The organism is Pseudarthrobacter sp. BIM B-2242 (genome assembly GCF_014764445.1).
GTDB classification, from domain to species: Bacteria; Actinomycetota; Actinomycetes; order Actinomycetales; family Micrococcaceae; genus Arthrobacter; species Arthrobacter luteus_A.
Genome location: NZ_CP061721.1, coordinates 2289584 through 2307162, shown reverse-complemented (window position 1 = coordinate 2307162; position 17579 = coordinate 2289584). Strand labels below are relative to the sequence as shown.

Annotated in this window: 15 protein-coding genes; 11 read left to right on the top strand and 4 right to left on the bottom strand. The window is 66.8% G+C overall.

The features are described from left to right. The first annotated feature begins 2 nt into the window (after positions 1 to 2). The 7 genes from IDT60_RS10555 to metE all read left to right on the top strand — a co-directional run bounded on the left by IDT60_RS10555 (position 3) and on the right by metE (position 7870). Entirely contained in the window at positions 3 to 887 is an 885-nt protein-coding gene (locus tag IDT60_RS10555) for a DUF58 domain-containing protein (protein WP_191079059.1), read from the top strand. After that, positions 877 to 1347, top strand: coding sequence for a hypothetical protein (locus IDT60_RS10550; RefSeq protein WP_191079058.1), 471 nt, complete (start codon positions 877 to 879; stop codon positions 1345 to 1347). The genes IDT60_RS10555 and IDT60_RS10550 overlap by 11 nt, the downstream gene beginning before the upstream one ends. Beyond that, positions 1338 to 2339 (top strand): VWA domain-containing protein, encoded by a 1002-nt coding sequence (locus tag IDT60_RS10545; RefSeq protein WP_191079057.1) that lies wholly within the window; start codon positions 1338 to 1340, stop codon positions 2337 to 2339. The genes IDT60_RS10550 and IDT60_RS10545 overlap by 10 nt, the downstream gene beginning before the upstream one ends. Then, the gene (locus IDT60_RS10540; RefSeq protein WP_191079056.1) at positions 2336 to 3403 is read left to right on the top strand and encodes a VWA domain-containing protein; all 1068 of its coding nucleotides are present in this window, start codon (positions 2336 to 2338) and stop codon (positions 3401 to 3403) included. The genes IDT60_RS10545 and IDT60_RS10540 overlap by 4 nt, the downstream gene beginning before the upstream one ends. Next, positions 3400 to 4179, top strand: coding sequence for a hypothetical protein (locus tag IDT60_RS10535; protein ID WP_191079055.1), 780 nt, complete (start codon positions 3400 to 3402; stop codon positions 4177 to 4179). The genes IDT60_RS10540 and IDT60_RS10535 overlap by 4 nt, the downstream gene beginning before the upstream one ends. Positions 4180 to 4496: 317 nt before the next feature. Further along, positions 4497 to 5480 carry a methylenetetrahydrofolate reductase gene (locus tag IDT60_RS10530; RefSeq protein ID WP_164199403.1) on the top strand — a complete coding sequence of 328 codons (984 nt, stop codon included), beginning with the start codon at positions 4497 to 4499 and terminating at the stop codon, positions 5478 to 5480. Between the two features lie 50 nt (positions 5481 to 5530). After that, positions 5531 to 7870 carry a 5-methyltetrahydropteroyltriglutamate--homocysteine S-methyltransferase gene (metE, locus tag IDT60_RS10525; RefSeq protein WP_191079054.1) on the top strand — a complete coding sequence of 780 codons (2340 nt, stop codon included), beginning with the start codon at positions 5531 to 5533 and terminating at the stop codon, positions 7868 to 7870. Between the two features lie 108 nt (positions 7871 to 7978). Here the strand turns inward: metE and IDT60_RS10520 are convergent, their stop codons facing one another. The 3 genes from IDT60_RS10520 to IDT60_RS10510 are packed head-to-tail and all read right to left on the bottom strand — an operon-like array spanning position 7979 to position 10163. Continuing rightward, positions 7979 to 8668 carry a hypothetical protein gene (locus IDT60_RS10520; RefSeq protein WP_191079053.1) on the bottom strand — a complete coding sequence of 230 codons (690 nt, stop codon included), beginning with the start codon at positions 8666 to 8668 and terminating at the stop codon, positions 7979 to 7981. 25 nt (positions 8669 to 8693) lie between these two features. Further along, a complete protein-coding gene (locus tag IDT60_RS10515; RefSeq protein WP_164199409.1) occupies positions 8694 to 9200 on the bottom strand; it encodes a DUF2004 domain-containing protein in 507 nt (168 codons plus the stop codon). A gap of 45 nt (positions 9201 to 9245) precedes the next feature. Then, positions 9246 to 10163: a LysR family transcriptional regulator gene (locus IDT60_RS10510; RefSeq protein ID WP_164199411.1), complete on the bottom strand. Its 918-nt coding sequence runs from the start codon at positions 10161 to 10163 to the stop codon at positions 9246 to 9248. 127 nt (positions 10164 to 10290) lie between these two features. Here IDT60_RS10510 and IDT60_RS10505 point away from each other — a divergent pair, with 127 nt between their 5' ends. The 3 genes from IDT60_RS10505 to IDT60_RS10495 are packed head-to-tail and all read left to right on the top strand — an operon-like array spanning position 10291 to position 13762. After that, positions 10291 to 11670 carry an NAD(P)/FAD-dependent oxidoreductase gene (locus tag IDT60_RS10505; protein WP_191079052.1) on the top strand — a complete coding sequence of 460 codons (1380 nt, stop codon included), beginning with the start codon at positions 10291 to 10293 and terminating at the stop codon, positions 11668 to 11670. Next, positions 11667 to 12398, top strand: coding sequence for a DUF1365 domain-containing protein (locus tag IDT60_RS10500; RefSeq protein ID WP_191079051.1), 732 nt, complete (start codon positions 11667 to 11669; stop codon positions 12396 to 12398). Before IDT60_RS10505 ends, IDT60_RS10500 begins: the two co-directional genes overlap by 4 nt. After that, a complete protein-coding gene (locus IDT60_RS10495) occupies positions 12395 to 13762 on the top strand; it encodes a class I SAM-dependent methyltransferase (RefSeq protein WP_191079050.1) in 1368 nt (455 codons plus the stop codon). Before IDT60_RS10500 ends, IDT60_RS10495 begins: the two co-directional genes overlap by 4 nt. Before the next feature lie 46 nt (positions 13763 to 13808). On the opposite strand, the gene IDT60_RS10490 is transcribed toward IDT60_RS10495, so the two are convergent. Further along, a complete protein-coding gene (locus IDT60_RS10490) occupies positions 13809 to 15338 on the bottom strand; it encodes an HNH endonuclease signature motif containing protein (RefSeq protein WP_191079049.1) in 1530 nt (509 codons plus the stop codon). A gap of 149 nt (positions 15339 to 15487) precedes the next feature. Here IDT60_RS10490 and IDT60_RS10485 point away from each other — a divergent pair, with 149 nt between their 5' ends. Continuing rightward, positions 15488 to 17272 (top strand): long-chain-fatty-acid--CoA ligase, encoded by a 1785-nt coding sequence (locus IDT60_RS10485; RefSeq protein ID WP_191081906.1) that lies wholly within the window; start codon positions 15488 to 15490, stop codon positions 17270 to 17272. Positions 17273 to 17579: the final 307 nt, after the last annotated feature.

Genomic DNA, 17579 nt, shown 5'->3' with positions numbered 1-17579 from the left:
CGGTGACCAGTCTCCTCCAGCGTGTGAAGTCGAAGATGGCTATCTTCGCCCACCGGAAAGCCCGCGGCATGCTCGACGGTGAATACGGTTCCGTCTTCCGTGGCCGCAGCCTGGACTTTGACGATCTCCGCGCCTACGTTCCCGGCGACGACGTACGGGATATTGATTGGAAGGCCTCCGCCCGCCATGGCTCCCCGCTCATCAAGAGGTATGTTGCAGTTCGCCGCCAGACAGTCCTGCTGATCGCCGACACCGGGCGGAACATGGCGGCTGAAGCCCGCGACGGGGAAACCAAAAAGGACATCGCCGTGATGGCCCTCGGTGTGGTGGGGTACCTGGCCCACCGGCACGGCGATGTGGTGGGCCTGGTCCACGGTGACGCCAACGGCACGCGCACGGTTCCGGCCAAGGCCGGCGAAGCGCACCTGGAACGGCTCCTGCGGGACGTCGACTCGGCTGCCGGCCCGGACTCCGGCCCCAGCAGGATTGATGACCATCTCGACCACGTGGCCCGCACGGTCAAGGGCAGGTTCCTGCTGTTTGTGGTGGCCGACGAGCTGGCCGCCAGCCCGGGCACTGAGCAGCTGCTGCGCCGGCTCCGCGCCCAGCATGAGATCCTGTGGCTCACCGTCCGGGACGCTGACCTGGCCGGGGACGGCAGCATCCCGCAGGACGCCTTGAACGTGGCCGACTCCTCCGCGCTGTTGGGGCACCTGGCTGCTTCCGCAGCTGTCACCGCGGCCTACGCCAGGGCCGCGGAGGAGCGGGACGCCGGCAGGCAGGCCATGTTCCGCCGGACCGGCATCACCCAAGGCCACGTGACCGGAAGCAGCACGGTCATGACTGAACTGTTCGCCCTCCTGGAAAGGCACCGGCGTGCAGGCTGACCCCGGCATCATCGGACCGCTCCCGTACAGCACGGGCTGGCTGTGGGCGGGCCTGGCCCTTCTCGCCGTGATCCTGGCCTGGTACGGCTTTGTGCTCCTCAGCACGCGGCCGCGCAGGTCACCCCCGCCGCTGGCCCGGTTCACCCCGCCGTCGGACCTTAACGACCTGAAGGCGGCCTACGTGCACAGGATCGACGCCGTGACGGCCGATGCCGCCGCCGGGCTCCTGACTGCCCGGGAGTCGCACCTTGAGCTGAGCCTGCTGGTGCGCAGGTTCGCCCGTGACGTCACGGGTGTTGATGCTCCACGCATGACGCTGGCTGAGCTGCACGCCCACCCTCTGCCGGCGGTTGCTGAAGCCGTCCGCAGGATCTACCCGGGTGAGTTCGGGCTGGAGCCGCTGCCGCAGGTTGAGCAATCGGCCGAGACGGCGCGCCAGGCGGTGTGGCAATGGAACTGATGTTCTGGTGGCTGATCCCGCCGGCCGCCGTTCTTGCTGGTGCAGCACTCTGGCGTGCGTACCGTCCTGACCCGCAGGCAAACGAACGACGACGGCTGGTAGCCAACGCGGACCGCCTCACCGCCCTGCCCGAATACCAGGCCGCCCTGCGGCGCCACCGGCGCTGGCTCGCCGTGGCCGCGCTCGCAGCAGCCACCTTGCTGGTGTCCGCCGTGGCCGCCGCTGCCCGGCCGGCGGAACTGACCACCATCAGCCCCGGGCAGCGGAACCGGGACATCATGCTGTGCCTGGACACCTCCGGCTCCATGAGCAGCGCCGACGCTGCCGTGGTGGAGGTCTTCGGCGTCCTGGCGAAGGAGTTTGACGGCGAACGCGTAGGCCTGACCATCTTCGACAGCAGCGCCGTCCAGGTCTTCCCGCTCACCGACGACTACGAGTACGTGCAGGAACAACTCACGCTTGCCAAGGATGCCTTCGACGGCGACCCCGGCAGTGCGGGGTTCCTGGACGGCACGTGGAGCGGCCGGGGATCGTCGCTGATCGGCGACGGTCTGGCCTCCTGCGTCAACGGCTTCCCCGGCGCCGGGTCGGGTGGTGCCGACAGCCAGCAGCGCTCGCGGTCCGTTGTCCTCGCGACAGACAACTTCCTCTCCGGCGACCCGATTTTCACCCTTGAACAGGCGGGTGTCCTGGCACAGGAGGCCGGCGTGCGTGTGTACGCGCTGAATCCCGGGGACTTCGATTACGGCCCTGACCCTGACCAGCCCGGGGCCACGCTGCGTGCGGCAGCCGATGCCAGCGGCGGTGCCTACTACGCGCTGGACACTCCCGATGCCGTGGCGGACATTGTGCGGCGCGTGCAGGACACGGAAGCCGCCGCACTGCAGGGCGCCCCCCGCGCCGTTGTCACGGACGTTCCTGATGTGCCGCTGACAGTGGCACTGCTCTCCGGCCTGGTGCTGGCCGGCGCATCCTGGCGGCTGAGGCCATGACCCTGCAGCCGATCCTTCCCTGGTGGCTGATGGCCATCCTCGTCACCGCGTCGGCGGTTTTCCTTGGCTGGCGGCTGGCCGTGGCGTCCCGCGGACCGGCCGGCAGCCGGCAGCGGCGGGAGTGGCTGTTCCGGAGCGCCATGGTACTGCTGCTCCTTGCTGCGGCCCTCCGCCCCGGTGTTCCCGGCGGGAGCAGCCAGGCCGCCACCGCCGACGTCAATGTCTTTTTTGTGGTGGACACCAGCAGCAGCATCGTGGCCGAAGACTACGGAAGCGGCTCGCCCCGGCTGGACGGCGTGCGCCGGGACATCATGGCCGTCGCCGGTGAACTCGCCGGAGCCCGGTTCTCCCTGCTGACGTTCGACAGCAGCGCCGTGGTCCGGATGCCCCTCACCACGGACACGACGGCGCTGGACACGGCCGTCGCAATACTGCAGCCCCAGGTGACCGCCTTTTCGAAGGGAAGCAGCGTTACCGCCGCCGGGAAGCTGCTGACAGAGCGGCTGCGCGCCGCCCGGGACAGCCACCCCGAACGGCCCCGGCTGGTCTACTACCTCGGCGACGGGGAACAAACCAGTGCAGCGGCACCGGAGGCGATCAAGCCCGACGGCGGACTGGTCAACGGGGGAGCGGTGCTGGGCTACGGCACGCCCGAAGGTGGCCGGATGAAGGAGAACACGGGTCAGCGTTCCGGCACTGACGGCGGATACATCCAGGACCGCACCACCGGGAGCGGCAGGGACGCACTGTCTGTGATCGACGAGGGCCGGCTCCAGTGGATCGCGGACCAGCTCGGCATCCCCTATGTCCACCGTTCGGCCGGAGACGCGGTGGCGCCCATGATGCAGGCCGCGGACCCGGGCGAGCTGCAGCGGGCTCCGGAAGGTTCCGGACCTGATGGCCGGACCGAGTTCTACTGGATCCTCGCGTTCGGGGCATTCCTGCTGGGCCTGCGCGAGGCGTTCCTGTTGCTGCTCCACTGGCGGCGGCTCCCGCGTGCGTCTGTGGTGCCTGACGACGCACAGAAAGCCGCAGTCCGGCACGCAGAGGAGGCACGGAAATGACGCACCCCGCACAGGTGCCGTCCGGGCACAGGCTCGCGAGCCGCCGTCGGCTGCTCTGGTGGTCTTTGCTGCCTGTTCTGCTGACACTGTGCCTGGCTGCCAAGCTGCTCAGCGTGGGTGTGCTGGCCGGCAACGCTGCACGGGCCTTCGAAGCAGGCGACCCGCGGGCAGTGGCAGAGGCCGTGGCGGGGCTGCGCATCGCCAACTTTACTGAACCGCACAAGGCGCCGTTCGCGGAAGGTGACGGCCTGTTCCTCGCCGGCGACTTCGCCGGAGCCCGGCAGCGTTTCGAGGAAGCGCTGGAGGTGGCGGGCCAGGATGACGAATGCGTCATCAGGGTCAATCTTGCGCTCAGCATAGAGCGCCTCGGTGATGCCCGGGCCGCTGCAGGGGATCCGACGGCGGCTGCCCGGCTCTTCACCGAAGGCCTGGCGGTGGTGGAGGCTGCGCCGGCCGGCTGCTTCGACGCAGCCGCCGAAGCAGGCGGGGGAGCAGGCGGGGGAGCGGAGCGTGCCGAGGCCGAGACAGGGGAAAAGCTGGAACAGGCAGCGGAGCGGCTAACCCAAAAGTCTGCAGAAGCGGCCGCCGGCACTGCGCCGGACCCGGGATCTTCACCCGGGCAGGAGGACACTCCTGCCGAGCCGGGACACCAGAGCCGGCTCGAGGAGCTCAACAAGAGCACCCGCGATGCCCAAAGTGAACGGAATTCGGGGCGTGAACGGGACGAGTACCTGAGCGACGATGACTTCGGTGCGGGTCCTGACAAGCCCTGGTGACGAACAAAATTCTGCAGTGTGACGCAATAAGGCGTAAACCCGCGTCTTAATTCGGTGGTGGACTTGAACGGCGTCCCTTGGGATCCTAGAGTTCTATACAAGTTACCGAGGTAACGTGTCAGCGATCCTCCGCTATGGAGGGTGTGGGTGCCCCCATGTGGGCCTGACATTTGCTCACGGACAACTTCATTCCAGGCGTAACAGTCGCGGCTGCGTCCTTGTGGAGTTCTTCCGTGTTCCCCAAACTCAATTCATTGCGGCACCACCGCCACATCTGCTGGCCGGTAGCCGTCAATGGTACAAAGCCAAGGACGCAAATGTCACCGCCAAGCCTTATAGAAACACATCCAAACCTGACCGAGACGGCCCCCGTGGCGCTCTCCTATGAACTCTTCCCGCCACGTTCTCCGGCGGCCGCAGAGTCCCTCTGGACCACCATCCGGGAACTCGAGGCCACCGAGCCGGACTATGTCGCCGTCACGTATGGTGCCAGCGGTTCGAACCGGGACACCGCCGTCGAACTCATCCACCGGCTCGTGCTGGAAACCACGCTCCGGCCGCTCGCCCACCTGACCTGTGTGGGCAACACGCCGGACGAGCTGGCCGAAATCATCGGGGACCTGCTGGACACCGGGGTGCGCGGCATCCTGGCGCTCCGCGGCGACCGTCCCCAGGACGGCGAACCGCCGGTTGCCGGTTCGTTGCGGTATGCCCAGGATTTGATCGAACTCATCCGCCGGGTTGAGCAGCGGCGTTCAGCGCTGCTGTGCGCGGGCAAGATCGCCGTGGGAGTGGCCGCCTACCCCACCAGGCATCCGGAGTCACCCAGCGAGGCGCATGACGTTGAGGTGCTGCTCGCAAAGCAGCGCTCCGGCGCGGACTTCGCCATCACGCAGGTCTATTTCGACACCGCGCAGTACGCGGACCTCATCACGAGGGCCCGTCGTGCGGGTGTCACCATCCCCATCATCCCGGGTGTTATGCCGCTGACCAGCCTGCGCCGCGTCACCCGCCTCGGCGAGCTGGCAGGCGTCCAGCCGGCACCGGAGCTCCTGGCCCGCCTGGCCGGGGCCGACACTGAGGCCGAGCGGCTCCGGATCGGCGTCCGCGCCACCGTTGACCTGGCCAACGCGGCGCTGGACTCCGGCGCGCCGGGCATCCACCTCTACACCTTCAATGAACACGTGAGCGCACTGGAGGTGCTGGACAAACTGGCACTTCCGCGCCACGTCCGTTCAGTTGGCCGCCGCAGCGCCGCTGTCCGCTCCAACGCCACAAGGCACGCCCGGCTCGCCAGCTGACCGCCTGCACTTTCACACCACTTCCAGCTTCAACCTCCAAGGAATTTCCCATGCCTGAAAACAACACCGCCCGCACCCCGTTCCCGGCCGCTTCCCTCCTGGGCTACCCCCGCATCGGCCGCCGCCGCGAACTGAAGAAAGCCGTCGAAGCCTATTGGGCCGGCACCATCGACGCAGCGGCACTGGACGCCGCCGCCAAGGACATCCAGCTGACCATCGCCAAGCGCCTGCAGGAACTCGGCCTCACCGAGGCCGCTGCCGTACCGGGAACATTCTCCTACTACGACCAGGTGCTGGACGCCACTGCCCACCTCGGCGCAGTCCCGGCCCGCTTCGGTAACCTCCTCAACGCCGAGGGCCAGCTGGACATCGACGGCTACTTCACCCTGGCCCGCGGCACCAAGGAACAGCAGCCGCTGGAAATGACCAAGTGGTTCGACACCAACTACCACTACCTCGTGCCGGAGATCGGCCCCGAGACCGCGTTCACCCTGGCCTCCAACCGCATCGTGGAGGAATTCGAATTCGCCCTGGCCAACGGCATCGAGACCCGCCCGTACATCGTTGGCCCGGTCACCTACCTGCTGCTCTCCAAGGCGTCCGACGACGCCCCCGCAGGATTCGCCCCGCTGTCCCGCCTTGAGGACGTCCTGCCGGTCTACGTGCAGCTGCTCGAAAAGCTCGCCGCTGCAGGCGCCGGCTGGATCCAGCTTGACGAGCCCGCCCTGGTAGTTGACCAGGACACCCCGGCCGCCGAAATTGAAGCCGCCGTTGCCCGCGCTTATGAGGTGCTCACCGCTACCGCCGCGCGCCCGCAGATCCTTGTCTCCACCCCGTACGGCGCCCTGGACGGTCAGCTCGGTACGCTGGCCGCCACCAATATCGATGCCCTCCACATCGACGCCTTCAAGGGGGCCGTTCCCTCCGCAGCGGCACTTGCTGCCCTGGGGGACAAGACCCTGGTTGCCGGCGTCGTTGACGGCCACAACATCTGGCGGAACGACCTCGCCGTCTCCGCCGCCAAGCTGGATGAACTAAAGGCTGCTGCCGGCAAGCTTGCAGTGAGCACCTCAACGTCCACCCAGCACGTTCCGCACGATGTCACCGAAGAGGGCCAGCTCTCCGACGAGCTCCGCAGCTGGCTCGCCTTTGCTGACCAGAAGGCTGTTGAGGTCAGGACCCTCGCGTCCTACCTGGCAGACCCCGCCTCGGCCAAGGCCGCCATCGACGAGGCATCCGCCGTCATCGCAGCCCGTGCTGCCGCTAACGGTGTGTACCGCACCGACGTCCGCGCCCGCACCGGGGCCCTGACCGCCGCCGACTTCAGCCGCTCCGAATACGCAGTCCGCGAGGCCGCCCAGGAAGAGGCCCTGCACCTGCCGCCGCTGCCCACCACTACCATCGGCTCCTTCCCGCAGACCTCCGAAATCCGTTCGGCCCGTGCCCGTAACAACAAGGGCGACCTCACCAACGAGCAGTACGGGCAGCTCATGAAGGACGAGATCAAGCGCGTTGTGGAGCTGCAGGAAGAGCTCGGCTACGACGTGCTGGTGCACGGCGAGCCCGAGCGCAACGACATGGTCCAGTACTTCGCCGAGAACCTCGAAGGCTTCGACGTCACGGTCCATGGCTGGGTCCAGTCCTATGGCTCACGCTGCACGCGTCCGTCCATCCTGTGGGGCGATGTCACCCGCAGTGCCCCCATCACGGTGGCATGGGCCGAGTATGCCCAGTCGCTGACCAACAAGCCCATGAAGGGCATGCTCACCGGTCCGGTCACCATCCTGGCATGGTCCTTCGTCCGCGACGACCAGCCGCTGGGCGAGACCGCCAACCAGGTCGGCCTGGCACTGCGCGACGAGATCGCCGACCTCGAAGCAGCCGGCATCAAGGTCATCCAGGTGGACGAGCCCGCCCTGCGCGAACTCCTCCCGCTGCGCAAGGCCGATCACGCCGCGTACCTGAAATGGTCCGTTGACTCCTTCCGCCTGGCCACCGCCGGTGCTGCCGATGCCACGCAGATCCACACCCACCTCTGCTACTCCGAGTTCGGCGTGATCATCGACGCGATCGACGGCCTCGACGCCGACGTGACCTCCATCGAAGCCGCACGCTCACGCATGGAGGTTGTCCACGACCTCGAGTCCCACGGCTTCGGCCGCGGCGTCGGCCCGGGCGTCTACGACATCCACTCGCCCCGAGTTCCGGGCGAGGCCGAAGTCACTGAACTGCTGGCCACCGCCGTCAAGCACGTCCCGTCCCGCCAGCTGTGGGTCAACCCGGACTGCGGCCTGAAGACCCGCGGCTACGCCGAGACCGAAGAGTCCCTGCGCAACCTGGTCAAGGCCACCAAGACCGTCCGCGCCGGCCTGCTGCAAGCCGCGAAGTAACCCAAAGAACCACAACGACGGCGGCCGGTCACCCAGGTGACCGGCCGCCGTCGCGCTTTAACCCATCGACTGCTCCATAACCGCCCTTTTGAGCTCTCAAAAGGGCGCTTACGGAGCACTCGATGACATTCGCAGCGCACTGACGAGCAGCCACACACTCCAGACGACGGTCACCACGATCCCGAACAGGGTGGGCCAGGTGTTGGCGGCGGCGAAACCGGATGCCCCGATGATCCAGCCCTGGGCCAGGTACGCCACCCCGGACAGGCCCATCAGGTAGCCGATGAGCCGGGATACGTGCCGAGTCGCCGCCACCACGATGCCAAAAAGTATCAGGGCGGTACCCAACAGGAAGCTCTGGTAGCTGCGCAGTCCCCACTCGAGCCAGCGGATGCCTTCCGCGGTAGCGAACCGCATGGACTTCTCAGGCTCGGCGGCGGCTGCCCAAGCATCCGCGGCCTGCTTGAGGGCGACGCCGTCCACAGCCTGGAGCGCTCCGTAGAGTGCCAGGGCCGTGGCCGCCGCCAGTGCCCCGAAGCGGGCGGTCACGGCGAGGAGCCCCGGCCGGACGATGAGGGCGGGAAGCAGCACAAACAGCCCGGCGGTCAGCAGCGCCATGCCAAGGAACTGGCCAAGGTGCACCGCTGTCCAGATCCCGCTCGCCGCGTACGCCGCGAAGGAGGCGGTGTGGTCATTGGGATCGCCTGCTTCAGCATGCAGCAGGCCCGCCAGCAGGGATACCACCACGCCGGCAAGCAGCAGCTCCGCCGCCAGCCGCCAACGTCTGCGCTTATCCATGGCTCATGGGGCGGGTCGGTTGGGCTTAGGACTCCCAGAGGATTTCGTCGTCCACGACGCCGTCTTCGTCCGCGGAGGCAACCAGCACCTCGTCGGTGAAGTGGGCGCCGAGGGTGAAGTCCAGGACGAAGTAGCGCTCAGGCTGGCCGGGGAAAATGCCCACGTGGCCGAGCTTGAGGGCCTTGAGGAAGACGTCGTTGGTGAGCTGGCTGCGGTCCTCCACGCCGAACACCTTCTGCAGGTGTTCGTCCTTCAGGGCGCTGCAGTGGAAGCGGAGGTACTCCTGGGGGCTGGTGCCTTCCTGCTCCAGTTCGTCGGCGATCATCTGCCGGACCTCGTCCACGAGTTCGGGGAGGAACCTGAGCCGGTAATCCACCTTGTGCATGGCCGCTTCGTCGAAATGGTCATGCGCGTTGATGTTCAGGTCGAGTTCCAGCGTTTGGCCCCCGAGCTCATGTCTGGCAGCGACGTTGTGGTCCCTGCCGTGGTTGAGCTCGATTTCTCCAAAGTGCTGGCTCGCTACCCTGTTCATACCTTCAACATAGACCCGAAGCGCTGTGCATTCCAGCGTTCGGAGCTATTTGCCTACAGCTCCCAGGCCCGCCAGCGTTTCCGCGAGCAGGTCCACAAACAGCTGCACCCGGGCGGTCTTCTTCTCATTAATCAGCAGCGCGAAGACGTTCCGTGCCAGCCGGATCTCCGGAACATCGAGCACCACCACACCCGCCGGCCGGTTCAGTAACGCAAGTTCCGGCACGAGCGCGGCGCCCAGTCCGGCCGCAGCCATTTCCAGGCTGGCATGGAAGTCGTCGCTGTGGGCCACCACGCGGGGGTGCAGGTTGCAGCTGGCGAAGAGCCGTTCGATCACCACGGCATCAGGGGTTCCGGGGTGGTGCATGATCCACGGCAGCTCGGAGAGGTGGTCCGCTGCCACCTTTGCTTCCGCGCCGAAGCCCCAGCCCGCCGGAAGGACCACACGGAAGTTGTCGTCGCCGATCCACTGCCGGTTAATGGTGTGGGGCCAGGCCAGCCCGGACTGGCCCACCTGGAAGACGAGCGCCACATCGAGTTCTCCGCCGGTGCGCAGCCCCTGGATGGTTTGGGATGGTTCCGCTACCGAGACGCGGAGGTCGATGCCCAGGTCTTTCCAGGCCGGATTTTTCAGGATGCGCGGCAGGACGTATGTGGCAAGGCTGGGAAAGATGCCGAGCCTGAGTTCCTGGCTGGTGCTGTCGTGGGTTTTGGCGGCGGCTGCCATCAGGGCCTCGATGTCGGTCAGCACCTTTGCCGCGTGCCGTGTCATCACCATCGCGGCCTCCGTGGGAATCACGCTGCGGGCCGAGCGCTGGAAGAGGATCACGCCTGCCTCGCGTTCGAGGGCGGACATCTGCTGGGAGACCGCCGAGGCGGTGTAACCCAGGCGTGCCGCGGCGGCAGCGAACGAACCCAGCCGGGTAACCTCAAGGAGGGTCTTCAGGTGTACGGGATTGACCACCCGCCCACCCTACTGCTGCAGGCCCGTTGGATGAAAAAGATCCCTGCCGGCCCACCCATCCAACGCGCTCACGGTTCCGAATTGCCGGTGTCTATCCAATGGCAGATGTTCAGCAGAGGAGCAAAGGTTGTCACCGACCCCAGTATGGAGTGGAGGCGCCAGAAGGCGCATTGCGGTCATCGGCAGTGGTGTGGCGGGCCTGACGGCCGCCTACGTCCTGAACCGGCACGACCACGTCACGCTCTTCGAGGCCGACGGCAGGCTGGGCGGCCACGCCCACACGCACAGCGTCCCGCAGCCGGACGGTTCCACTTTCGGCATCGACACGGGCTTCATCGTCCACAACGAGCGGACATATCCCACCCTGCTGCGGCTGTTCGCCGAGCTGGGCGTGGAGACTCAGGATTCTGAAATGAGCATGTCCATCCGCTGCGATGGCTGCGGCCTGGAATTCGCGGGTGCGCGCGACGGCGGGAAAGGGATCATTGCCCGGCCGTCAAGCCTGCTGCGTGGCCGATACCTGCTGATGCTGGCTGAGGTTATGCGCTTTTACCGCCGGGCGCGGGCCCTGATCGATGCGGGGGAAGCGTCCGACGGCGGCCTGGGCACCAACGGTGCCGAGCTCACCCTGGGCGAATTCCTGGCGAAGGAACGGTTCAGCCCCTACTTCATCTCCCATTTCATGACCCCGGTGGTCAGCGCGGTCTGGTCCTGTGACCCCACCACGGCACTGTCCTACCCGGCGCGTTATCTCTTCACCTTCCTGGGCCACCACGGCATGCTGGGCGTCAAGGGCTCGCCGCAGTGGCGGACCGTCACCGGCGGGTCTGGGCGGTACGTGGAGAAGCTGGCCGCCACGCTGCCGGACATCCGGCTGAACAGCCCCGTCACAGCCATCCGGCGGCACGCCCTCGGCGTCGAAGTGGACACCGCTGACGGCGTGGAGGATTTCGAGGCGGTGGTTATCGCCACACATCCCGCTCAGGCCCTCGGGTTCCTGGCAGATGCCACCCCGGCTGAAAAGGAAGCACTCGGGGCCATGCCCTACTCGGTCAACCAGACGGTCTTCCACCGGGACCCTGCCGTGATGCCCGTGGCAAAGAACGCCCGGGCATCCTGGAACTACCGGCTTCCGGATTGCGATGCCCGGCCGGACAAGGTCCTGGTCAGTTATGACCTCACGAGGCTGCAGCGTCTGCAGCCCGCCGACGGCCAGCCGTATCTGGTCAGCCTGGGGGAGTCCGACCTGATCCGGGAGGACCGTGTTCTGGAACGTATGGTCTATGAGCACCCGCAATACACACCCGAATCCCTCCGTGCGCAGCAGAAGATCGCAGCCTTGAGCGATTACCGCATCGCCTACGCAGGCGCTTATCTGGGGTGGGGGTTCCACGAGGACGGCGCGTTGTCCGGCGTCCGTGCCGCCGCCAGCCTGGGCCGCAGCTGGGCCGCTCCGGAGGCGGAACCCTACGCACCGGATCTCATGACAGCCGCGGAGGGAACATGAGCCCAACGGCCGCGATCTACCGCACATCGATCTCCCATGTGCGGCAGACTCCGCTAAAGAATGCGTTCACTTACCGGAGCTACAGCTGGTTTGTGGACGTGGACCGGCTGCCTAACCTTCCTTGGCTGCTGCGGCCGCTGGCGGTCTTCCGTGCCGCCGACCACCTCGGCGATCCCGCCGCCACATTTCGCAGCAACGTGGAACGGTTCCTCCGGAGCCGTGGAATAGAGCCCGACGGCGGGCCCATCCGGATGCTGGCCAGCGCCAGGGTCTTTGGCCATGTATTCAACCCGCTGACGCTTTTCTGGTGCTACCGGGAGTCCGGCGAACTGCAGTGTGTTGTAGCCGAGGTCCACAACACCTACGGCGAACGCCACTGCTACCTCCTGGAGACGGATGCGTCCGGCAGGGCCAGCGTTCCCAAAGCTTTTTACGTCTCACCCTTCAACGATGTGGACGGTCAATACCGGATGAAGGTGCCGGCTCCGGAGGACCGCCTCAACGTTTCAATCATCCTGGAGCGGGAAGGGCACCGGCCCTTCGTCGCAACCATGGACGGTGACCGGCGCCCGGCCACCACCAGGAACGTCCTGGCAGCCGCCGTCGCTGTTCCGGCCGCGCCGCTGCTGGTATCCGCCCTGATCAGGTTTCAGGGAGTTAAACTCTGGGCAAGGCGTCTGCCCGTCGTCAAAAGGCCACATCACCCCTCACAGGAGGCAGTTCAATGACAATGACCGACGAGAACGGAACGGCCGCTGCGCAGGTTCCCGCCGGGAAGTCCGCGCGGCACCCGCTGGCAGGCAACAGCGCCGCCGGGGTACCGGCGTCGCCGGCCACCATCGATCCGGACATCTGGCCGGGAGTTGCCCACGCGCCGTCGGGCACTAAATCCGTCATCGCAGGCAAAGCCGCAGGCTTGCTGTTCAAGGCAGCCGTCCGGCGCTTGCCATTGCGTGTTGCCTACCCGGACGGGTCGGTCCTGGGCACCGGCGGCACCGAGGCGCCGGTCATGACCCTGCTCAGGCCGGAAGCGTTTGAACGGCGGATCGGAGACAACGGCCTGATTGGGCTGGGCGAGTCGTTCATGGCGGGGGATTGGGAGTCGTCTGATCTGGCCGGGGTGCTGGAGGTCTTCGCGGGATCCGTGGGCACACTCATTCCCAAGCCGCTGCAGACCCTCCGGACGCTGTACCTGCCCCGGACGCCTCGGCACGAACGCAACGAAGAGCAGAACACGCGCAGCAACATCTCACGGCACTACGATCTGTCCAACGAGCTCTTCTCGAACTTCCTGGACACCACCATGAGCTACTCCTCCGCCCTGTTCCCGCGGAATGAGGGCGCGCTGGAGTCCGTTCCCTGGGAGGTCCTGGCAGAGGCGCAGCAGGCGAAGATCGACAGGCTGCTGGACCAGGCCGGCGTCGGATCCGGCACGCGGCTGCTTGAGATCGGGACCGGCTGGGGCGAACTGGCGCTGCGTGCGGCTGCCCGCGGCGCCACTGTTTACAGCGTGACGCTGTCCAGCGAACAGCGGGCACTGGCACAGGAACGCATCGCGGCCGCCGGGTACGCGGACCAGGTGACGGTGGCGCTGCAGGACTACCGGGCGGTGGAAGGCGAGTTCGACGCCGTTGTCTCAGTGGAAATGATCGAAGCGGTGGGTTATGAATACTGGCCCATTTATTTCCAGACCATCGACCGGGTGCTGGCCCCGGGCGGGAAGGTGGCCATCCAGGCGATCACCATGCCGCACGGCCGCATGCTGGCCACGCGCAACGCCTACACCTGGGTACACAAGTACATCTTCCCGGGCGGGTTCCTGCCCTCCGTGCGGGCAATTGAAGGCGTGACCCAGCAGCACACCACGCTCCGGGTCCGCGAACGGATGGGCATGGGCGATCACTACGCGGCGACGCTGCGTCTCTGGGAGGAGAGGTTCGTAGCGCGCTCGCAGGAAGTAGGGGAACTGGGATTCGACGCCGTGTTCCAGCGGATGTGGCTGTTCTACCTGTGCTACTCCCGGGCGGGCTTCCAGTCCGGCTACCTGGATGTGCAGCAGATTGTGCTGGATCGCCGGGAGGCGCAACTGTAGCTGCGGTGCCGCCCGGCGGTCCATCTCAAGCCTGTTCTGGCCAGTCTCAGGCGCGGGCGTGGAGTAGGCGTTCGAGGCCGTCTTCGCCGAGGGATACCCCGAGGTGGACGAAGTCCGGCGATCCGCCCCGTGGTCGTGCCGGCTGTTTCAGCAGGTCCGGCTGTTTGAGTGGGTCTGGCTGGTTGAGTTGGGTGGGCCAGTGTGGTGGTTCCCAGTCCTGGTGTTCGCTTCGGTATCGTCGGCCGGAGGGTGAGATCCAGCCGGGTGGTTCGTTTTGGGTGGCCGGGGTGGGGGTCCAGGGTGTGGTGTGTCGGAGTTTGTGGTGGGCCGGGCAGGCCTGGCCGAGGTTGCTGATGCCGGTGGTCCCGCCTTGGGCCCAGGCGAGGAGGTGGTCCGCTTCGTTGTCCAGGGACTGGTTGTTACAGCCCGGGAAGGAGCACTTGCCGTCCCGCAGCCGCAGCCAGTTCCGCATGGCTTTGGTGAGCCGGTAACTTGTCCGGCCGATTTCCAGCGGCGCCCCGTCCCGCGGATCGATCAGGACCCGGTAGAACGAGCCGGCCCCGTTCGCCACGAGGTCCCGGGCCATCGACGCCGGGATCGGGCCGTAGCCGTCCAGCATCGCCGGTTCCTCGGTGACGCCGAGCAGGGAAAACACCGGGACCGTCACCAGGACCTGGGCCCGCGGCGGCGGAACGCGCCCCGGATCGAATCCTTCGTGGTTTCCGTGGCTGAGTTGGTTTCCGTGGCTGAGGAGGGCGGTGGCGAAGGCGTCGGCGCGGAGCTGGGTGAGGGTGCGGTCCTCGTCCGGGCCCTGCAGGCCGCGGGCGATCGCGGTGGTCCGGTTCCAGATTGCCGCGGCCTGGTCTGCGGGGAGGTAGGCCGAGAGCCAGGCCATGCCGTCCTGGTCCGGGCAGTACTCCACCCGCCGGTCCAGGAGGCCTTTGGCGTGGCGTTTCTCGAGGCTTTCGGCGTGGTGGCGTTCGCGCCAGGTCCGGGCCCGGTGCCGGAACCGGGACGCCGGCATTTCCCCGGCGGGACAGCCGCTGGCCGCGCCCGGCGCGTCAGGGTCCAGGAAGTGGGCCTCCAGTGCCGCGGCGCCGGCGGGGTCGAGGGTGGCGGCTTCGTCCGCCATGACCCGCGCGTGCTGCCACGAAATCGTGCCTGCCTGCAGGGCCGCCAACGTCAGCGGCAAAGCAGTGGTCAGGGCGTGGGACACGGCCAGGAACGAACCGGCCGCCCGGCCGCCAATGGTCAGGGCACACGCGACCTCGGCAGTGACTGCCATCTCCCGGGCCTGTGGCGAAGCCTCCGGTAGGGCCGCCGCGTCCGCGGCCGCAACAAATGTCGCGGCCGCATGGGCTTTCAATCCGGCAATTTGCGCGTCCGCTTCCGCGGCCCCGGTCAGGATATCCAGGCAATCCCCGGACAATTCCTGCAACGGATCGACCCCCGGAGAAAGTCCACCAGGGCCGGATTCGCCCGCCTCACCGGTGAGCACGCCGTTGACCACTCCGGTGAGCACAGCAACGGCAGCGGTGATATCCGCATACGCCTTCGCCACCACCGGATTCCTCATATACCCATCATGACAAGGGGGTCTGACATTCAACCGAGACCGCTGGTAAAGACCGTCCCGGCCTTGCTCGGCCGGGCGTTGCAGGCCGCACCGGTAGGCTTCTTGCGGCGCGCAGGTAAGCTCGCAGACTCCAGCGGCAAGGACTGATGATGAAGAGAATCACAAGGAAGGCGTCCGACGGCGGGGCGGGGCAGCGTGGCGCGTCACAGCCGGGGCAGCCCTGGAGTGAGCGCCCGTGGACGAGTTCCTACGGGCCGGGTGTGCCGGCGGATCTGGAGCTGCCCAAGGGATCACTGGTGGACCTCCTGGACCAGTCCGTGCGTCGCTACGGTTCCAAAACTGCCCTTGAGTTTTTCGGCGCACGCACCAGCTACCGTGAGCTGGGAAAACTGATCAGCCGGGCCGCCTCCGGCCTGAAGAAATTGGGCGTCAAAGCCGGTGACAGGGTGGCCCTCGTGATGCCGAACTGCCCGCAGCACGTGATCGCCTTTCACGCCGTGCTGCGTCTCGGCGCTGTGGTGGTCGAACACAATCCGCTCTACACGGACCGGGAACTGCGGCACTTATTCGAAGACCATGGGGCCGCCGTCGCGATCGTTTGGGACAAGGCCGTGGAGCGGGTCCGTCAGCTGCCGGCCGACGTCGGACTCCGCACCATTGTCTCGGTGGAACTCATCCCCGCGATGCCACTGCCGCAGCGGCTGGCGCTGAAGCTCCCGATACCCGCCGCCCGCAAGGCCCGCGCCGCCCTCACGGTCGGCAGGGGTGAGCCGAGGGGTAGGCCAGCGCCCGTTGTTCGCCCGGTGCTGCCATGGCGGCAGCTCCTCGAAGCCGGGGAGCTCAAGAAGAAGCAGCCGCGTCCCACTGCCCGGGACCTTGCTGTTCTTCAGTACACGTCCGGCACTACTGGCCTGCCCAAGGGAGCCATGCTCACCCACGCGAACCTGCAGGCCAACGCCGCCCAGGGCCGGGCCTGGGTTCCCGGGCTGAAGGATGGCAGGGAGACCGTGTATGCGGTGCTGCCGATGTTCCATGCTTACGGCCTGACCTTGTGCATGACGTTCGCCCTCAGCATCGGCGCGAAGCTGGTCCTGTTCCCCAAGTTCGACGTGGACCTTGTCCTGAAGGCTCACAGGAAGTCTCCCGCGACCTTCCTACCCGCCGTGCCGCCGATCTATGACCGTCTTGCTGCTGCCGCCGCGGAGCGCGGCATCGGGCTGGAGAGCATCCGCTTCTCCATCTCCGGGGCCATGAACCTGCCCACAGCCACTGTGGAGACCTGGGAGAGGGCGACCGGAGGCCACCTCATCGAAGGCTATGGACTGACCGAAACTTCTCCCATCGCCATCGGCAACCCCTTCGGACCAAGCCGAAAGCCCGGCACCGTGGGGGTGCCCTTCCCGCTGACGGACATCCGGGTGGTGGATCCGAAGAATGTGGCCCTGGACCGTGCCCCGGGCGAGGAAGGGGAACTCCTGATCCGCGGGCCGCAGGTGTTCGCCGGATACTGGAACCGTCCGGAAGAGACTGAAGATTCCCTGCTCGACGGCGGCTGGTTCCGCACAGGGGACATCGTCTCGGTGGATGATGACTGCTTCGTGACCATCAGGGACCGGATCAAGGAACTGATCGTCACGGGCGGGTTCAACGTTTCGCCCGGCGAGGTGGAGGACGTCATCGCCACCTTCCCCGGCGTTGCGGAGGTCTCCGTGGTGGGGTTGCCGCGGCCCGGCGGCGGCGAGGACGTCGTAGCCGCCGTGGTTCCGATCCCGGGCTCCACCATCGATCCTGATGCGCTTCTGGCCTTTGCCCGGGAGCAGCTGACTGCCTACAAGGTGCCGCGCCGGGTAGTGGTGCTCGATTCCCTGCCGCGTTCGCTCATTGGCAAAGTCCTGCGCCGGGAGATCCGGGACAACCTCGCGGCGAGAGGCTGAGCCTGTGAGGCGCGGCACCCTGTTCCGCGCCTCGTCGGATGTCATGGGCCACTACATGTAGTGTTCCGGGACTCGTTGACAGGGCCTGGCCAGAGGGTGCGACACGCCCGTCTACCAGGCGACACGCAGGGCGTTAATTGTGGCTAAGTACTCCACAGGGTGTGGATTTCGTCTGCAAAAAACGCTGGAATCCGGACATTTTGAAGGCCTCCGCCTGTGGATTAAAGGTGCATAAAATGACATACTTGTAATACATCATCTTGGGGTTCCGAAGAGCCGTCTGCACTACATGTAGTATCGACGTACA